Source organism: Streptomyces sp. NPDC104309 (assembly GCF_055584025.1).
Genome location: NZ_JBVJMV010000002.1, coordinates 98,850 through 115,709, shown reverse-complemented (window position 1 = coordinate 115,709; position 16,860 = coordinate 98,850). Strand labels below are relative to the sequence as shown.

Sequence of the window (16,860 nt, the reverse complement as noted above, 5' to 3'; positions counted from 1 at the left end):
CGCAACGAATCAATTGCCCCATCCATGAATGCAACGTAGCGTTTCCATTGTCAGCAACATTCGGAACGCCGAACCACCGCGCGGCCTGTGGAAGGAGCCCCCCCCCAAGCGCGGCGGTCACATCCGTTCAGCTGAACTCCGTAACAGTCCCGAAGGAGCACACGACCATGTCCATCACTCTCACCGACCAGGACCGCCCGGAGCTGCAGAAGGCCATCGAGGAGATGGCCGAGTCCGGTTTCACCGGGGTGACGATGCGCGTGCACGACGAGCGGGGCGAGTGGGTCGGCAGCGCCGGGGTGCGCGAGCTGGGCGGGACCGTGAAGCCGCCGACGAACGGGCACGTCCGGATAGGCAGCAACACCAAGACCTTCACCGCGACCGTGGTGCTGCAACTGGTGGCCGAGGGCACGATCGGGCTGGACGCCCCGGTGGCCGACCACCTGCCCGGGTTCGGGCTGGACCCGAGGATCACGGTGCGGATGCTGCTGCAGCACACCAGCGGGGTGTTCAACTTCACCGGCGAGTACTACGACGACGGGACGTTCGCACCGGGGATCCCCGCCACGACCGCGGGCCAGGAGTGGGTGGGCAACCGGTTCAAGACCTACCGGCCGGAAGAACTGGCACGGCTGGCGTCGTCCAAGCCGGCGCGGTTCGAGCCGGGAACGGACTGGAGCTACTCCAACACCAACTACGTGCTGGCCAGGCTGCTGATCGAGAAGGTCACCGGCCACTCGCTCGCCGAGGAGATGCAGCGGCTGATCCTGGGACCGCTCGGGCTGTCGGACACCGTGGTGCCGGACACCAGTCCGGAGATCCCCGAGCCGCACCCCCATGCCTACTACCGGTACGAGGACGCCGGCCGACAGAAGACGGTCGACGTCACCCGCCAGAACCCCTCCTGGATCTCCACCGGCGGAGACATGATCTCGACAACCCAGGACCTCCACACGTTCATCTCCGCACTGATGGGCGGCAAGCTCCTGCCGGCCCCGCTACTGGCCGAGATGTGCAAGCCGCATCCCAAGGCCGGCTACGGCCTGGGGGTGTTCGTGCAGGACGCGGGCGAAGACGGCGGCATCGTCATCACCCACAACGGTGGCATGGCGGGCCATGCGGCGCTGATGTACAGCACGCCCGACGGCGGCAAGACCCTGACCGCCGCGCTGAACTATGTCGACGACGCCGCACTGTCCATGGCAGCGGCGTTCGGGAGCGCGACGCAAAGGCTCGTCAAGGAGGTGTTCGGCTGCGGGCAGGCGGGGCCGGCCGACGCGGCCGAGACGGCTCGGTAAGGGCCGAGCGGAGTGGACCCGTGCGGGCCGGGTCAGCCCGCTCATCCCGGCCGACGCCCGCGCACCGCGCGGCCGAAGCATGGCCGCGCGGTGCGGGTACGGGCACAGGCGTCCCGGGTCAGGCGCGGGCGTCCCGGAAGAGGAACTTGCCGTCGATCTCCACCCGGGTCGGGGACTTGCTCCCGTCGTAGCAGTTCACGTCCTCGCAGACCGCGGTCCAGCGCAGCCGGAAGCGGTCGCCGGCCCCGCCCTCGCACGGCGCCACCAGCGCGCGAACGCCGCCTCCCCCGGCGCCGGCCGACCCGGTGCCCTCGGGGCCGGTCTCCCAGGGCCGGTCCTCTCAGGGCCGCGACGGTGCGGATGCGCCCGACGGGCCCGGCGCACGGGTGGACTCCCGGTCGGCGTCGCCCTCGTCGTCGTCCCCTCCCGTCGCCGCGCTCTCGGGCCTCGCCGCGCCGCCCGGAGCCGTCGCGTTCCCGGGGCTCACCGCTACCTCGTCCTCTTCCTCCTCCTCGTCCGCCTGCTCGTCCGGCGCGGCCTGGACGCCCACGCCCTGCGAACTCGAAACGTTCTGGTCGATCGCGCCCCCGCCGCCGTCGTGGTCGCTGCCCGCCGTGCCCTTGCTGAACGGGCCCAGCACGTTGAGGGTCCGGTCCACTTCCAGCCAGGAGTCGGCGTTGGAGTTGTCGATGGTGACCAACGAGGGCCCATGGTGCGTCTCCATGCCGCCGTCGGGGGCGTCGGCCCAGGCGGTGCCGGCGGCCAACTGGCCCTGGCAGAGCGCGCTGAGGGCGACCACCAGGGCCGCGCGCGCCTTCGACGAGGTGAATCCCATGATCCGGCTCTTCCTTCCGGCCGCACGGACCCGGTCCGGGCACGGCCTGTTTCGTTGTGGCTCGGGTGCGCCGGGTCCCCGGTGACGCGTGAAGTGTGCCGCCGGGCCCCGGTGTTCGGGCGGCACCGTGACGCGCCGGGCCGCCCGCTCCCGGCGCGTCGTCCGCGTCGGAAGAGCGCGCCGGTGAAAACGCGTCGGAGGAAACGCGTCGAAGTGCGCGTCAGACGGACACGGGCTCACGGAGGGCGTGGTGCCTGCTGATGTTCTTCTCCAGCAGTTCCGTCGAACGCCGCACACCGATTCCGCCGGAGGGAGTGAACTCGGGAAGCCGCCCGTCGGACTGCTTGAGATCCGTGAGCGCGGCGTCGATGGCGGCGTGTGCGGCGAAGAGGCACGGGGTGCTGTAGATGGCCACCTGGCAGTCCAGATCCGTCAGTTCGGAGAGCGACAGCCTCGGGGACTTCCCGCCCGCGATCTGGTTGAAGAGCAGCGGCTTGTCCCCGACCACCTTGCGGATGCGCCGGATCCACTCGACGCTGCGCACCCCGTCGACCAGGACGACATCGGCGTCCGTCTCGGCCAGCGCCTGCGCCCGGCGGAGAATGTCGTCCTCCTCCGTGGCGTCCGTGCGGGCGACGACCACCAGATCGCGCCTGCTCTCCAGCACGAGGTTGAGCTTCTCCAGGTACTCCTCCAGCGGGAGCACCTGCTTGCCGTCCGCGTGACCGCACCTGCGGGGGCGCTTCTGGTCCTCCAGGATGATGCCGGACGCGCCGATCCGCTCCAGCCGCTGCACCACGTGGCAGGCGACCTCGGGGTCGACATAGCCGTCGTCGATGTCGACCAGCAGGTGGTGGGAGGGGAAGGCCAGCCGCAGCCGCTCCACGAAGGCCACCATGTCCGGCCAGGCGATGAAGCCGATGTCGGGGAGCCCGTAGTGGGAGGCGGCGAAGCCGAATCCGGACACGAAGAATCCGTCGTAGTGCCGGGCGACGACGGACGCCGAATACATGTCGTAAATACCGATGAGGGGAGTGGTTCCCGGGGATCGGACTTCTTCCCTCAGCGCACTTCCGTAACGCACAGCGTCTCCTTGCAATGGCTCGTTGATTCATGAATCGGCGCACGGCGCATCGCTGATGCGCCGAGCGGCGGCTCAATGAAGTGGAATCCGGTGATACCGGGACCGGGCCGGGACCAAGAGCCGCCGGAACACCGGGAGGTGAATCGGCGGCTCGCGGGTTCCGGCGGTTCAGCAGTCGGCTGATGCGGCGAGTGCGGGAACACCGGGAAGCGAAAACTGCCCTCTTTTACGAAGACGCGTATACCTATACAGACGTGACCGTCCCTTTACCCAGGGACACGCCGCGCTTGACCTTGCGTACGACACTTCGCGGGTATGTGCCGTTGACAGGTTGACGACGTCACGAAACCGGGACCGTTTCCCTTCGGATCATCGACATCGCCGATGCGGCGCACCTTCGGTAACCGGGGTGACGGTCCTGCTGAGGAGCGGGGCACGACGCCGGGCCCCGGAGCCGTGGCGGCTCAGCCGAACCGGTCGAACAGGCCCTGCAGGTACTCCTCCAGCCGTGCCGTGAGCACCTCGGCCGTCGGATCGGACCACCCCGGCTCCCGCCACGGGACCGCGATCTTCTCCGCGTCCGGGGCGCAGGCCGGCGCGTCCAGCAGCCGCCAGTACAGGTGGTCCGTCGCATCCCGCGCCAACTCCCCACCCGCGTCAGCGTATTTCGCAGGGAAGCTCATCCCGGCCGGGAAGCCGTGCAGCAGCGCCGACGCCGTCGAACAGTGGGCACGTGGAAGGGCTTGACGAAGGACCTTAGTACGAGCGAACGTCCGCCCTGCGGGCCGGAGACGTCCAGCCTGCGCATCCGCGAGGTCCACCCGCCGCGCAGCCGCTCCGAGCGGTCGATCCGCTCGCCCGGCGCGAGGCTCTCCTCCACTCAGGCGCGCGTCGTCGGACGGTTGAAGTCGTCCGCTGCCGCTTCGTCCATGCGTGGAGGGAAACTGGCCGGGCGGAGCGGGCCGCCCCGTGCCACCGGACGCGTTGTGTGCCGTGCGGGGAAGGCGAGTTGAGGTCGGTGACGCGGCCGACGCTCGGGCCGTACGCAGGGAACGTCAGCGCGTGGCGGGCTGCCTCGGCAGACGCGTCGGCCCCCGAGTACCTGAGCCGGCCCCTTCACGGGAGTACGGCCGGCGCGCGCCGGCGCGGTCGCACCGGTCGGGAACTCGGGGGCTGTGCGATGTACCGGAATGGACAGGAAGCTGCCGCAGCAGAAGGCGCTTCATCTGCTGCGGCAGCTACCACGGGGGACTGTTCCGGCCCCTACGCGGATTCCTGTTCGTTCCCCTTGTGGCTAGTCACTTCACGAACCGGAGGGGATGCAGACCGCGTAGGACTGAACGGTCTGCGGGGTGGCGCCATTGTTGTACGCCGAGACGTGCCAGGTGTTGGTGGAGGTGTCCGGAGAGCTCGCGGTCCAGATGATGTCCGGGTTCTGCAACTGGTTCACGGCACCTCCGCCGGTCACCACGGTTCCGGCGGGGCATGTCGCCGTGATGTCCTGAACGCTGCCTCCAGCGGGCACCAGCGTGGCGGCGCTGGTGGCGGTCTGGGACGGGCCAACAGGTCCCGTCGGACCGGTGGCACCCGTCGCACCGTTGGTACCGGCGGCACCCGTGGCGCCCGTCGGACCGGCAGGACCCGTCGCACCGTCCGCACCATTAGTACCAGCGGCACCCGTGGCACCCGTCGGACCGGCAGGACCCGTCGCACCGTCCGCACCATTGGTACCAGCGGCACCCGTGGCACCCGTCGGACCGGCAGGACCCGTCGCACCATCCGCACCATTAGTACCAGCGGCACCCGTGGCACCCGTCGGACCGGCAGGACCCGTCGCACCATCCGCACCATTGGTACCAGCGGCACCCGTCGGACCGGCAGGACCCGTAGCACCATTGGCCCCGGCCTCACCCGTGGCACCCGTGGCACCCGTCGGACCGGCAGGACCCGTCGCACCGTCCGCACCATTAGTACCGGCGGCACCCGTGGCACCCGTCGGACCGGCAGGACCCGTCGCACCATCCGCACCATTAGTACCGGCGGCACCCGTGGCACCCGTCGGACCCGTGGCGCCGTTGGCACCAGACGCGCCGGTGGCACCGGTCGCGCCCTGCAGACCCGTCGCACCCGTCGGACCGGCAGGACCCGTAGCACCATCAGCACCATTGGCACCGGCCGCACCCGTGGCGCCAGTGGCACCCGTCGCGCCCGTCGGACCCGTGGCGCCGTTGGCGCCGTTGGCACCGGTCGCGCCGGTCGCGCCCTGCAGACCCGTCGCACCCGTGGCACCAGTGGCACCCGTCGCACCCGTGGCGCCGTTGACACCGGTCGCACCCGTCGGACCGGCAGGACCCGTAGCACCGTTGGCGCCGTTGGCACCAGACGCGCCGGTGGCACCGGTCGCGCCCTGCAGACCCGTCGCACCCGTCGGACCGGTAGCACCGGTCGGACCGTGAGCACCGACAGCACCTGACGCACCCGTGGCACCGGTCGCGCCCTGCAGACCCGTCGCACCCGTCGGACCGGCAGGACCGGTGGCGCCCGTGGCACCGTTGGCACCGTTGGTGCCGTTGGTGCCGTTGGCACCAGTCGCACCCGTGGCACCAGTCGCGCCATGCAGACCCGTCGCACCCGTCGCGCCCGTCGGACCGGTAGAACCGTGAGCCCCCGTCGGGCCCGTCGGCCCCGTCGGGCCGGTGGGACCCGTGGGGCCGGTGGCGCCGCTTCCCGGGAAGTCGTCACAGAACGGAACCGTGGTCTGCGTCGTGATGTAGCGGGCGCTCATCCAGCCGCTGCCGTTGGACAGCAGGTACCACATCGAGTTTCCGTCGACGTTCTGGCCGACCACCTGGCAGGCGATGGACACCGTGCCGCCGGACGGCACGCTGCCCACGATCGCCGACGCGGTGGTGGGGCCACTGCGGATGTTCTGAGAGGTCTGGGAGATCACCGTCCCGGACACACTGGCCGCCACCCGGCCGGCCATCGCCCGGTTGGCCGCCTGCGTGCCCGAAGGACTCGGCGCTCCATGAGCGATGTCCATGGGGCACAGCGCCAGGGTCAGTCCCAGCGACATGGCGCCCAAGGTTGAACGGGACAGAATGTCCCAGCTTCTCGATTTGTGCATCTCGGATTCCTTACGGGATCTGCGTGCGTCGGAGCCGTGACTGTGACAGGAACAACACAGGAAAGGCATATGCGCCACGCCGCTGATCTACCGACTGGGTGCAGACAGCCCCCTGTGTGGAGGAGAAATCCTTCGGCCATCTGCCGCCAGGAAACGACTGGTTGATCCGCTGACCATTCCGGGCAGGCCACGCAGACAACCCCGTGTCGCGTCGCGGCCACCGGATTCCAGCGCACTAGCGTCGCTCTCCGCGGTGACCGGATCGGCTGATCCCGCACACTGCGCCAATTCCCCGTGGGGTGTTACTCCATCAAAGCCAGATCGGGAAATGTATATGACAAATCTGATCGACCGCTCCACTGAAGAACGGTCATCCGCACCGCATCACAAGCCGTCAATCTGCCTGTGCATGATTGTCAAGGACGAGGCGCAGGTCATCGAACGATGCCTGAACTCCCTCCGCGACCTGGTGGACGCATGGGTCATCTCCGACACCGGCTCACGTGACGGAACACAAGAACTGATCCGCGCCACGATGAAGGGGATTCCGGGGGAGCTCCACGAGGACCCATGGACCAATTTCGGCCACAACCGCACCCTGAACATCCAGCGCGCACACGGCAAGGCCGACTATCTCCTGCTCATCGACGCCGACATGGCCGTCCGACGGGACGGCCCGCTGTCCGAACTGTCCGAACTGAGCGCCGACTCCTACATGCTGCGCCATCTCGGCCCCCTTGAGTACCGCATCCCCAGGCTGGTCAGAGGGCACCTCCCGTGGCGCTACGAGGGCGCGACCCACGAGTACCTGACCGCCGATCAACAGCACACCGTCGCCAATCTCTCGGCGCTCAGCATCGAGCACTTCGCCGACGGCGGCTCGCGCGGGGACAAGTTCACCCGGGATGCCCGCCTGCTGCGTGAGGACCTCAAGCGCGATCCGGACAATCCCCGCACGGTCTTCTACCTCGCGCAGACTCTCCGTGACATGGGTGAGACCCGGGAAGCGATCGCGGCCTACGAGCGCCGGGCCGGCATGGGCGGATGGGACGAGGAGGTGTACTACGCCCTGCTGCAGGTGGGCGTACTCAAGGCCGACCGCGGTGACTGGCCGGACGCCATGGACGCTCTCACCCGCGCGTGGGAGAACCGGCCGCAGCGGTTGGAGGCCTGCTACGAACTGGCTTCCCGGTTGAGGAAGATGGGGCGCTATCAAGCGGCTCACGCCGTCGTCACCGCCGGCCTGGGCCGTCCAGCCCCCGAGGACTGGCTGTTCATGGAACCCTGGATCTACAGCTGGGGCCTGCTCTTCGAGCACTCCATCACCTCGTACTGGACCGGCGACCCGCGCGGGTCACTGACTTCCTGCGATCGCCTCCTCTCCCTGCCCGACCTTCCGGCCACCCATCGCGAACAGACCATCATGAACCGGACATTCGCGGCCGACCGTACCGCCGAGCTCTCCGCCCGGTCGACGCCCGCCACTTTTGCCCGCGCGCGGATCGCATGACAAACGCGCGGGACTGCCGGGAGGAATCCCGCAGAGGCCCGGAGGTCCGGTTCCGGTGACGATGTGCCGCCCCTGCGGTCACTTCCGGTACAGCGCCTCGATCTCCGCCTCGAAGTCCCGCGCGATCGCGTCGCGCTTCAGCTTCAGCGACGGCGTCAGGTGCCCGCCGTCCTCGGTGAAGTCCACGGGCAGCACGGTGAATGTACGGATCGACTCGGCGCGGGAGACCAGCCGGTTGGCCTCGTCGACCGCCCGTTGCAGGGCCGCGCGCAGCTCGTCGTCGCCGACGAGGTCCCGGATCGGCACGTCCTGCTTCTTCGTCATCCGCCGCCAGTGGGCGAGTCCGTCCGGCTCCAGGGTGATCAGGGCGCCGATGAACGAGCGGTTGTCGCCGACCACCATGCACTGGCTGATCAGGGGGTGGGCGCGCAGCCAGTCCTCCAGGGGTGCCGGGGTGACGTTCTTGCCGCCGGAGGTGATGATGATGTCCTTCTTGCGGCCGGTGATCGTGAGGTAGCCGTCCTCGTCGAGGGCGCCGAGATCACCGGTGGCGAACCAGCCGCCGTCGCGCTCCGGTACGGCCTCACCGCGTTCGGCGTCCCAGTAGCCCTGGAACACCTGGCCGCCGCTGAGCAGCACCTCGCCGTCGTCCGCGATCCGTACGGCGGTGCCGGGCAGCGGCCAGCCGACGGTGCCGAGGCGCGGTTTGAGCGGTGGGGTGACGGTGGCGGCCGCGGTGGTCTCCGTCAGGCTGTAGCCCTCGAAGATCTCGATGCCCGCGCCCGCGTAGAAGGAGGCGAGCCGGCGGCCCAGCGGGGAGCCGCCGCAGATCGCGTACCGGACGTGTCCGCCGAGTGCGGCCCGGATCCGGCGGTAGACCAGGGGGTCGTAGAGCGCGCGGGCCGCCCGGAGGACCGGGCCGGGGCCGGGGCCCGTGCCGTGTTCGGCGGCCTCGACGGCCTGTCCGTACCGCTGGGCGATCCGCGCGGCGCGGTCGAACGACGAGGCGCGGCCCATCTTCTCGGCCGTGGCGCGGCCGGTGTTGTAGACCTTCTCCAGCACGTACGGGATGGCCAGCAGGAACGACGGCCGGAATCCGGCCAGATCGGCGAGGAGGTCCTCGGTCCGGATGGACGGGGCGTGGCCGAGGCGGACCCGGGCCCGCAGACAGCCGATCGCGACCATGCGCCCGAAGACGTGGGAGAGGGGGAGGAAGAGGAGCGTGGACGCCGGGTACGTGCTGACCGACTTGAAGACCGGGTGGAGGAGCTCGATCGCGTTGTCGACCTCGGCGAAGAAGTTGCCGTGGGTGAGGACGCAGCCCTTGGGGCGGCCCGTGGTGCCCGAGGTGTAGATGAGGGTGGCCGGGGTCTCCGGTTCCAGCGTGGCGCGGCGGGCGGTGACCGCGTCGTCGGGGACGTCCCGGCCGAGCTTCTTCAGCCGGCCGAGCGTGCCCGTGTCGAACTGCCACAGATGGGCGAGGTCGCCGAGCTGCTTGCGTTCCTGGCTGATCAGCCGGCCCTGGTCCACGGTCTCGACGGCGCACGCGACGGCGCCCGAGTCCTGGAGGATCCAGCGGGCCTGGAAGGCGGAGGAGGTCGGGTAGATGGGGACGGTGACGAGCCCGGCGGCCCAGGCCGCGAAGTCGAGCAGCGTCCATTCGTAGGTCGTCCGGGCCATGATCGCGATCCGGTCCCCGGCGCCGAGCCCCTCCGCGATGAGGCCCTTGGCGACGGCGAGCACTTCGTCGGCGAACTCCGCGGCCGTCACGTCCTGCCAGCCGCCGTCCGGCTGCTTCCGGCTGAGGACGGCCTCGGCCGGTGCTTCGCGGGCGTTGTCGAACGGGATCTCGGCGAGTGAGCCGCGGCGGACGGGGGCCGCGAAGGGAGGTACGGAGACCTGTCGCACCGAGCCGTCCGCGGCTCTGACCTTGGTCGGCTCGACGAGGGCGGGGACGGCGTCGGAGGTGGGTGGCGTGGACATGTGCGGCTCCTGAACGTGGGGTCGGGTGGCTCTGCCGGGTCCGTCCGGCGGCCGTTTCGTCCGGCGGCCCGTGTCGGGTTTCCGGGGTGTCACGCGCGTTCGAGGATGGCGGTGACGCCTTGGCCGCCCGCCGCGCAGATGGAGATCAGGCCCCGGCCCGGACCCTCGCGCTCGGCGAGGAGCTCGGCCAGGGTGGCGACGATTCGTGCGCCGGTCGCGGCGAACGGATGGCCGGTGGCCAGCGAGGAGCCGGCGACGTTGAGCTTCGCCCGGTCGACGGGGGCCAGGCCCTGTTTCTCCCAGGCCGCGAGGGTGGCCAGCACCTGGGAGGCGAAGGCCTCGTGGATCTCGAACAGGTCGAAGTCCTCGATGGTGAGCCCGGCGCGCTCCAGCATGCGCGGTACGGCGTACGCGGGCGCCATCAGGAGGCCGTCCTCACCGCCCACGTGGAGGGGGATCATCTCGACCAGCTCCTGACTCTTGAGTAACCTTACTTTGGAGTAAATCTACGACCGAGCAGGGAGTCCGGACAATGGCCGACCGCTATCTGCACTTCACCGGCACAGCACCCGGCCGATTTCTGACCCGGCGGCTCGGCCTTCCGCAGCCCGCCCCGTTGCGCCGCTGGTCGCCGGAAACCCCGTCGCTGGACGGGCCATTGCTGCACCTCACCGCCGGGAACTCCGCCGTCACGGAGGAACTCGGCGCACTTCTCACGGCGACCGGACTCGACGTCACCGCACGCGCCGAACACCCTGCGGGGATGGTGGTGGACGCGACGGCCGTCGACACCCCGCGCGGGCTCGCCGACGTCCACGCGGCGCTGCATCCCGTGATCCGTTCGCTGGCGCCGGGCGGACGCGTCGTGGTGGTGGGCGTGCGGCCGTCGGCCGACGACCATCACCAGGCCGCCGCCCAGCAGGCCCTCGAAGGCTTCGTACGCTCACTGGGCAAGGAGATCGGCAGGGGCGCCACCGTACAACTGCTCCGTGTCGCACCGGACGCCCTCGCCTCGGCCGGGTCCACCCTCCGCTTCCTCCTCTCCCCCCGGTCCGCGTACGTCAGTGGTCAGGTGATCGAGCTGACCTCGGCCGCCCCCGATCCCGTCGCCGACTGGGAGGTCCCGCTCGCCGGGCGCACCGCGCTGGTCACCGGCGCCGCGCGCGGCATCGGCGCCTCAGTGGCCTCCGTGCTGGCGCGGGACGGCGCCCGCGTCGTCTGCCTCGACATCCCGCAGGCGAAGGACGAGCTCGCCCGTACCGCGGACCGGCTCGGCGCCGCGGCCCTGCCGCTGGACATCACCGCGGACGACGCCGCGGAGCGGATCGCCGCGGCGGTCCCGGGCGGTCTCAACGTCCTCGTCCACAACGCGGGCATCACCCGCGACCGCCGGCTCGCCAACATGCCGGCCGACCGCTGGGCCTCGGTCGTCGACGTCAATCTGGACAGCGTGCTGCGCACCACGGACGCCCTGCTCAAGGCGGGCACCGTCCGTCGCGGCGGCCGGATCGTCGCCACCGCGTCCATCGCCGGCATCGCGGGCAACAACGGGCAGACGAACTACGCGGCCGGCAAGGCGGGCGTCATCGGCCTGGTCCGTTCACTGGCTCCCCGCGCCGCCGCCGACCACGGCGTCACGGTCAACGCGGTGGCCCCGGGCTTCATCGAGACGAGGATGACCGCCGCCGTCCCTCTCTTCATCCGGGAGGCGGGCCGCCGGATGAACTCCCTCTCGCAGGGCGGCCTTCCGGTCGACGTCGCCGAGACGACCGCCTGGTTCGCCCAGCCCGCGTCGACGGCCGTCAACGGCCAGATCGTCCGGGTCTGTGGCCAGAGCCTGCTGGGGGCGTGACCCGTGCCGCATACGAACATGACCCTCGTACGGGCAGCCGTCACCTCCCCGTTCAAGCGGGGCGGCCGACCCGGAGCCACCATGCCCACCGGCCGTGCGGTGCTCCCGGCCGCGCCGATCGCCCCCGGCCCGCTCGCCTCGTACAACCGGATCTGCGGCTTCCGCGAGTCGGGCCCGCTGCCGCTCACCTACCCGCATGTCCTGGGCTTCCCGCTCGCGCTGCGTCTGATGGCCGCCCGGAGGTTCCCGCTGCCGGTCGTCGGGCTCGTCCACACCTGGATCGAGATCACCCGCCACCGGGTCCCGCACCCGGCCGATCTGCTCGAACTCACGGTGTACGCCGACGGTCTGGCCCCGCACCGGCGCGGCACCGAGGTCACGATGGTCACCGAGGCGCGCCGGTCGGGCGAGCTGGTCTGGGAGTCCCGCAGCGGCTATCTGTCCCGGCACGCGACCGGTGTGCCCGACGCGGCTCGTACAGCCGACGCGCCCGACACGGCGGGCACGGCCGACACGGCCGGGGCCCCGGGACCGGCCGCGGAGCTTCCCGTCGTGGCCGAGTGGCGGCTGCACGGTGATCTGGGACGCCGATACGGCGCCGCGTCGGGCGACCGGAACCCGATCCACCTGTATCCGCTCACCGCCCGGCTGTTCGGCTTCCCCCGGGCCATCGCCCACGGCATGTGGACCGTCGCCCGCTGCCTGGCCGAGGCGCCGGAACCCGATGAGATCCGTTGGGTGCGGGCCGACTTCAGGGCCCCCGTCCTGCTGCCGGCCACCGTCACCTACGCGGCGGACGCCACCGGCTTCCAGTTGCGCGGTGCGGGGCGCGTCCACCTCACCGGGACGACGCGCGGCGCTCCCGGCCCGCCGACGGGTTCGGCGGCTGCCACGGACGGCCGTTCATAAGGTTCTCCAGCCCCGCCCAGGCGAAGTTCATCAGGGTGGCCGCGGCTTCCTTCGCCGAGACGCCCGGGGTCTCGTTCGCCCACTCGGCGAGCGATTCCGCGGCCCCCACGAGCGCCTGCGCCAGCCCCGACACATCACGGTCGGGCAGGCCCGGATCGTGGTGCGCCTCGCGGGCCGCGGCCCCGATCAGACCCGTCACGAACGCAACGATCTCGTCCCGCATCACCGTGACCTCGGTGGCGAAGGGCTCCCCGTGCGTGCGCGCCTGCCGGTGCAGCACCGCCCAGCCGTCCGGATGTTCCGCCGTGTGCGTGAAGAACGCGCGTAGCCCGGCCCACAGTTGCCGATCGGCCGGAAGCCCCGGCTCCGCCCCCGCTTGCACCGCGTCGACCAGTGCCTTCGCCTCACGCCGGATACAGGCGGTGAAGAGCTCTTCTTTGGAGTTGAGGTACAGATAGACCAGCGGCTTGGACACCCCGGCCAGTTCGGCGATCTCGTCCATCGAGGCGGCACGGTATCCACGCTGCCCGAAGGTCTGCACGGCGGCGTCCATCATCTGCTGCTCACGCACGGCACGTGGCATCCGTTTGCTCTTCACAGCACCCACGTCGACTTCCTCCCACCCCCGCTGACCTGCTCCTCGGCAAGAGTACGGCGCAGGCCCCTCGCCCGTCGTACGGTGAGGGCTTCCGCGGCCGCGGAGCGGCCGGTCGCACCTCCATCGGAAGTCATGTCTCCCGGAACCCGGGATCCCCTGTCCCACCACGATGTGATCCCGGGACCCGGGATCCTCCTGTGGTGGGACAGGGATCCCCCCTGCGTGCGATGTTCCGGCACGGCCGGATCCGTAGCGTCTTCACCATGATCAGTCTTCGCAGCCGGGCCACGGCCACGGCGTTCACCCTGGCCGTCCTGCTCGCCTCGCCCACGACCGCGTTAGCCGCCCCGGGCCCCGCACCCCGCCCCGATGCGGCCCCTACGGCGCACGCCGTCACCGGACCGTCCCTCGAAGTCCCCCGGCCGACCGGACCGTACACAACGGGCCGGGACACCCTGCATCTGACCGACCGGAGCCGACCGGACCCCTGGGTCCCGGCGGCGGGCGCCCGGCAGTTGATGGTGTCGGTCCACTACCCGGCCCGGCCCGGCAGCGGCACGACGAACGCGCCGTACATGACCACGGACGAAGCCAGGCTCATGCTGGCGTCCCGCGGGCTGGAAGACGTGGTCCCCGCGACCACGGTCAGCGCCACCCTCACCCACGCGTGGACGGCCGCCCGCCCGGCACCCGGCCGGTTCCCGCTGGTGGTGCTCTCCCCCGGCTTCGGCACACCGCGGACGACGCTGACCGGCCTGGCCGAGGACCTGGCCAGCCGTGGATACGTCGTCGCGACGGTCGACCACGCCTACGAGTCCACCGGCACCACCTTCCCCGGCGGGCGCCTGCTCACCTGCGCCGCCTGCGAACAGACCGCGACGACGGGGATCGCAGCCGTGGCCACGGGGCGGGCCAAGGACCTCTCCTTCGTACTGGACCGGCTGACCGGCCGGCACCCGGCCTGGCGTCACGCCCGCATGATCGACCCGGACCGGATCGGCATGGCCGGCCATTCCATCGGCGGCAACGCCACCGCCTCGACGATGGCCGCCGACCACCGCGTGCACGCCGGGGTCGACATGGACGGCACCTTCTTCGACCCGGTACCCGCAGGCGGACTCGACGGCAGACCGTTCCTGATGCTCGGCACCGCCTCCGACCACCGTCCCGGCGGTGAGGACGAGAGCTGGGACAAGGGCTGGGCGCAGCTGGACGGCTGGAAGCGCTGGCTGACCGTCACCGGCTCCGGCCACTTCACCTTCACCGATGTCCCCGCACTCGGAGACCAGCTGGGCATCGTCGACCCCGAGGTACCGCTCTCCGGCGAACGCTCGATGCGGATCACCCGGGACTATGTCGCGGCCTTCTTCGATCTGCATCTGCAGGGCACGCCCCAGCCGCTCCTGGACGGCCCGACACCGGACAACCCCGAGGTCGAATTCCAGCACTGATCCGGCCCGGACGAGGCGCGCGCGTCACGCACACACGTGGTGCTCAGAGCCCGAGTGCCACGTGCGTGCGGTAGTGCGGGCACCGGGTGAAGTCGCCGTGCTCGCAGCCCAGCGCGCACTCGATCAGGTCCAACGATGCCTGCGCGGCAGCGATACGGGCCGCAGCCGCATGCATCGGCTCTATTGCAGCAGGAAGGGGACCGAGGCAGCCGACGACACCGGATCATCGGAATCATCGTCTTCACGCTCAGGGCGGGCGGGCTCGCCTTCGTGTCGGGGAGGGCAGGCCGACCCGAGTCACCAACAGCAGTGGGCCTCGTGCTGCTGTCGGCCTGGGGCTGCATCCTGCGGCTACCTGTCAACCAAGCAGCAGCTTAAAGCGCGGAGAAACTGTCACCCCAACGGAACGTGCCCAGCACCCGACCAAGGGCGCGGGGCACGTTCCGTACGAGCCTGGGGACGTCAGGCGGCAGCAACCACGGCCTGCGGCTCATCCACAGGAGACGACGCGGTCGCGTTGTACCTCTCACGGTCGAGGATCTTCTCCCGCGAAGCCACAATCAATGGTGTGACAACTTGCCCAGCAACGTTGGTGGCCGTACGCATCATGTCCAGGATCGGGTCGATGGCCATGAGCAGACCGACGCCCTCCAGCGGGAGGCCCAGCGTCGACAGCGTGAGGGTCAGCATGACCGTGGCGCCGGTGAGACCGGCGGTGGCGGCGGAGCCGATCACCGAGACGAACGCGATCAGGACGTAGTCGCCGACACCCAGCTGGACGTCGAAGATCTGCGCGATGAAGATCGCCGCCAGCGCCGGGTAGATCGCGGCGCAGCCGTCCATCTTGGTGGTGGCGCCGAACGGGACCGAGAAGGAGGCGTACTCCTTCGGGACGCCGAGGCGCTCGGTGACCTTCTGGGTGACCGGCATCGTGCCGACCGAGGAGCGGGAGACGAAGGCCAGCTGGATCGCCGGCCAGGCCCCCTTGAAGAACTGCAGCGGGCTGAGCTTGGCGACGGTGGCGAGCAGGAGCGGGTACACACCGAACAGCACCAGGGCGCAGCCGATGTAGACGTCGGCGGTGAACGTGGCGTACTTGCCGATCAGGTCCCAGCCGTAGTCGGCGATCGCATAGCCGATGAGGCCGATGGTGCCGATGGGGGCGAGGCGGATGACCCACCACAGGGCCTTCTGGAGGAGCTCCAGGACGGACTCGCTGAGGGTGAGGATCGGCTGGGCCTTCTCGCCGAGCTGCAGCGCGGCGATACCGGCGACGGCGGCCATGAAGACGATCTGGAGCACGTTCAGCTCGGTGAACGGGGTGATCACGTTGTCCGGGATGATGCCGGTGAGGAAGTCCAGCCAGGAGCCCGCGTGCTCCGGCAGCTTGCCGTCCTTCGGCGTGAGGCCGGTGCCGGACCCCGGGTTGGTGATCAGGCCGATCGCGAGGCCGATGGCGACCGCGATCAGCGAGGTGATCATGAACCAGAGCAGGGTGCGGGTGGCCAGCCGGGCGGCGTTGTTGACCTTGCGCAGGTTGGTGATCGACACCAGGATCGCGAAGAAGACGAGCGGCGCGACGGCCAGCTTGAGCAGCTGGACGAAGATGTGGCCGACCTTGTCGAGCGTGGTGTAGAGCCAGTTGATGTCGTACGTACGGGCGAGCCACCCGAGGACGACACCGAGGACGAGACCGGCGACGATCTGGGCCCAGAACGGGACCTTGGGTATACGGAAACCGGAGCCGGACGGACTGTCGGTCTCGGCGGTGGACGCGGGATTCGCGGACACGGACACACTCCTGATGTGACGCATCGGGGCGCACGGGGACGTTGTGCGGGGGGACGGGGGTGCGGCGCCCGCGTCAGGGGCGGCGCCGCTGCATGGTGCCGGTTCAGACGTTGCGGCAACAGACCGCGGACATACAGCGGCAGAGGTCGACATGCAGGCGCTCCACGAGCGCGACGCTCGCGGCGGCTCGGGGGCGCACAGCTGTCTCCATGCCGAACACGTTAACACTTGAACTTTGAGAACCTCAAAGGACTTCTTTGGGCTCGCCGGACGACAACGTGGACGCCGGGTGCCCGAAACCCCTGCCGGGAACGACAAAACCCCAGTACGGGAGCGACTGCTCCGGCACCGGGGTTCCGGGTTCGGCACGGAAAGCGTGCTGGGTGTGAGGAAACTTACGTGGCCCTTACGCCACCCTCACC

Annotated in this window: 14 protein-coding genes and 2 pseudogenes; 5 read left to right on the top strand and 11 right to left on the bottom strand. The window is 70.3% G+C overall.

What is annotated here, in order from left to right:
- The first annotated feature begins 167 nt into the window (after positions 1-167).
- A complete protein-coding gene (locus tag ACZ68L_RS02285) occupies positions 168-1,298 on the top strand; it encodes a serine hydrolase domain-containing protein (RefSeq protein ID WP_469573496.1) in 1,131 nt (376 codons plus the stop codon).
- A 118-nt stretch (positions 1,299-1,416) separates the two neighbouring features.
- On the opposite strand, the gene ACZ68L_RS02280 is transcribed toward ACZ68L_RS02285, so the two are convergent.
- The 6 genes and pseudogenes from ACZ68L_RS02280 to ACZ68L_RS02255 form a co-directional block, all read right to left on the bottom strand.
- The gene (locus ACZ68L_RS02280) at positions 1,417-1,563 is read right to left on the bottom strand and encodes a hypothetical protein (protein ID WP_469573495.1); all 147 of its coding nucleotides are present in this window, start codon (positions 1,561-1,563) and stop codon (positions 1,417-1,419) included.
- 75 nt (positions 1,564-1,638) lie between these two features.
- Positions 1,639-2,133, bottom strand: coding sequence for a hypothetical protein (locus ACZ68L_RS02275; protein WP_469573492.1), 495 nt, complete (start codon positions 2,131-2,133; stop codon positions 1,639-1,641).
- A 220-nt stretch (positions 2,134-2,353) separates the two neighbouring features.
- A complete protein-coding gene (locus tag ACZ68L_RS02270) occupies positions 2,354-3,217 on the bottom strand; it encodes an isocitrate lyase/PEP mutase family protein (protein WP_469573490.1) in 864 nt (287 codons plus the stop codon).
- A gap of 464 nt (positions 3,218-3,681) precedes the next feature.
- A complete protein-coding gene (locus tag ACZ68L_RS02265; protein ID WP_469573488.1) occupies positions 3,682-3,861 on the bottom strand; it encodes a 2'-phosphotransferase in 180 nt (59 codons plus the stop codon).
- A gap of 659 nt (positions 3,862-4,520) precedes the next feature.
- On the bottom strand, positions 4,521-4,667 hold the full coding sequence (locus ACZ68L_RS02260; protein ID WP_469574025.1) for a hypothetical protein: 147 nt from the start codon (positions 4,665-4,667) through the stop codon (positions 4,521-4,523).
- A gap of 1,377 nt (positions 4,668-6,044) precedes the next feature.
- Positions 6,045-6,203: pseudogene (locus ACZ68L_RS02255) on the bottom strand (SH3 domain-containing protein); the annotation flags it as partial.
- A gap of 550 nt (positions 6,204-6,753) precedes the next feature.
- Here ACZ68L_RS02255 and ACZ68L_RS02250 point away from each other — a divergent pair.
- Positions 6,754-7,854, top strand: coding sequence for a glycosyltransferase (locus tag ACZ68L_RS02250; RefSeq protein ID WP_469573487.1), 1,101 nt, complete (start codon positions 6,754-6,756; stop codon positions 7,852-7,854).
- A gap of 78 nt (positions 7,855-7,932) precedes the next feature.
- Here ACZ68L_RS02250 and ACZ68L_RS02245 read toward each other — a convergent pair whose 3' ends face one another.
- Together ACZ68L_RS02245 and ACZ68L_RS02240 are read right to left on the bottom strand one after the other, a co-directional pair.
- Entirely contained in the window at positions 7,933-9,837 is a 1,905-nt protein-coding gene (locus ACZ68L_RS02245; RefSeq protein WP_469573485.1) for an AMP-dependent synthetase/ligase, read from the bottom strand.
- 89 nt (positions 9,838-9,926) lie between these two features.
- Positions 9,927-10,286: pseudogene (locus tag ACZ68L_RS02240) on the bottom strand (acetyl-CoA C-acetyltransferase); the annotation flags it as partial.
- 83 nt (positions 10,287-10,369) lie between these two features.
- Between ACZ68L_RS02240 and ACZ68L_RS02235 the strand changes: the two are divergent.
- Complete coding sequence (locus tag ACZ68L_RS02235) at positions 10,370-11,689, top strand: 3-oxoacyl-ACP reductase (protein ID WP_469573483.1); 1,320 nt, start codon at positions 10,370-10,372, stop codon at positions 11,687-11,689.
- 18 nt (positions 11,690-11,707) lie between these two features.
- A complete protein-coding gene (locus tag ACZ68L_RS02230; RefSeq protein WP_469573481.1) occupies positions 11,708-12,598 on the top strand; it encodes a MaoC family dehydratase in 891 nt (296 codons plus the stop codon).
- Here the strand turns inward: ACZ68L_RS02230 and ACZ68L_RS02225 are convergent.
- Positions 12,528-13,181 (bottom strand): TetR/AcrR family transcriptional regulator, encoded by a 654-nt coding sequence (locus ACZ68L_RS02225; RefSeq protein ID WP_469573986.1) that lies wholly within the window; start codon positions 13,179-13,181, stop codon positions 12,528-12,530. The genes ACZ68L_RS02230 and ACZ68L_RS02225 overlap by 71 nt on opposite strands.
- A 278-nt stretch (positions 13,182-13,459) precedes the next feature.
- On the opposite strand from ACZ68L_RS02225, the gene ACZ68L_RS02220 reads away from it, so the two are divergent.
- Complete coding sequence (locus ACZ68L_RS02220; protein ID WP_469573479.1) at positions 13,460-14,647, top strand: alpha/beta hydrolase family protein; 1,188 nt, start codon at positions 13,460-13,462, stop codon at positions 14,645-14,647.
- A gap of 43 nt (positions 14,648-14,690) precedes the next feature.
- Here ACZ68L_RS02220 and ACZ68L_RS02215 read toward each other — a convergent pair whose 3' ends face one another.
- Positions 14,691-14,822 carry a hypothetical protein gene (locus ACZ68L_RS02215; RefSeq protein WP_469573478.1) on the bottom strand — a complete coding sequence of 44 codons (132 nt, stop codon included), beginning with the start codon at positions 14,820-14,822 and terminating at the stop codon, positions 14,691-14,693.
- A gap of 287 nt (positions 14,823-15,109) precedes the next feature.
- Entirely contained in the window at positions 15,110-16,438 is a 1,329-nt protein-coding gene (locus tag ACZ68L_RS02210; RefSeq protein ID WP_469573476.1) for a dicarboxylate/amino acid:cation symporter, read from the bottom strand.
- Between the last annotated feature and the right edge of the window lie 422 nt (positions 16,439-16,860).

Excerpts from the sequence above, each read along its gene's own strand:
- ACZ68L_RS02285 (WP_469573496.1), top strand. The coding sequence starts at position 168 with ATGTCCATCACTCTCACCGACCAGGACCGCCCGGAGCTGCAGAAGGCC.
- ACZ68L_RS02275 (WP_469573492.1), bottom strand. The coding sequence starts at position 2,133 with ATGGGATTCACCTCGTCGAAGGCGCGCGCGGCCCTGGTGGTCGCCCTC.
- ACZ68L_RS02250 (WP_469573487.1), top strand. The coding sequence starts at position 6,754 with ATGATTGTCAAGGACGAGGCGCAGGTCATCGAACGATGCCTGAACTCC.
- ACZ68L_RS02245 (WP_469573485.1), bottom strand. The coding sequence starts at position 9,837 with ATGTCCACGCCACCCACCTCCGACGCCGTCCCCGCCCTCGTCGAGCCG.
- ACZ68L_RS02235 (WP_469573483.1), top strand. The coding sequence starts at position 10,370 with ATGGCCGACCGCTATCTGCACTTCACCGGCACAGCACCCGGCCGATTT.
- ACZ68L_RS02230 (WP_469573481.1), top strand. The coding sequence starts at position 11,708 with ATGACCCTCGTACGGGCAGCCGTCACCTCCCCGTTCAAGCGGGGCGGC.
- ACZ68L_RS02225 (WP_469573986.1), bottom strand. The coding sequence starts at position 13,181 with ATGCCACGTGCCGTGCGTGAGCAGCAGATGATGGACGCCGCCGTGCAG.
- ACZ68L_RS02220 (WP_469573479.1), top strand. The coding sequence starts at position 13,460 with ATGATCAGTCTTCGCAGCCGGGCCACGGCCACGGCGTTCACCCTGGCC.
- ACZ68L_RS02215 (WP_469573478.1), bottom strand. The coding sequence starts at position 14,822 with ATGCATGCGGCTGCGGCCCGTATCGCTGCCGCGCAGGCATCGTTGGAC.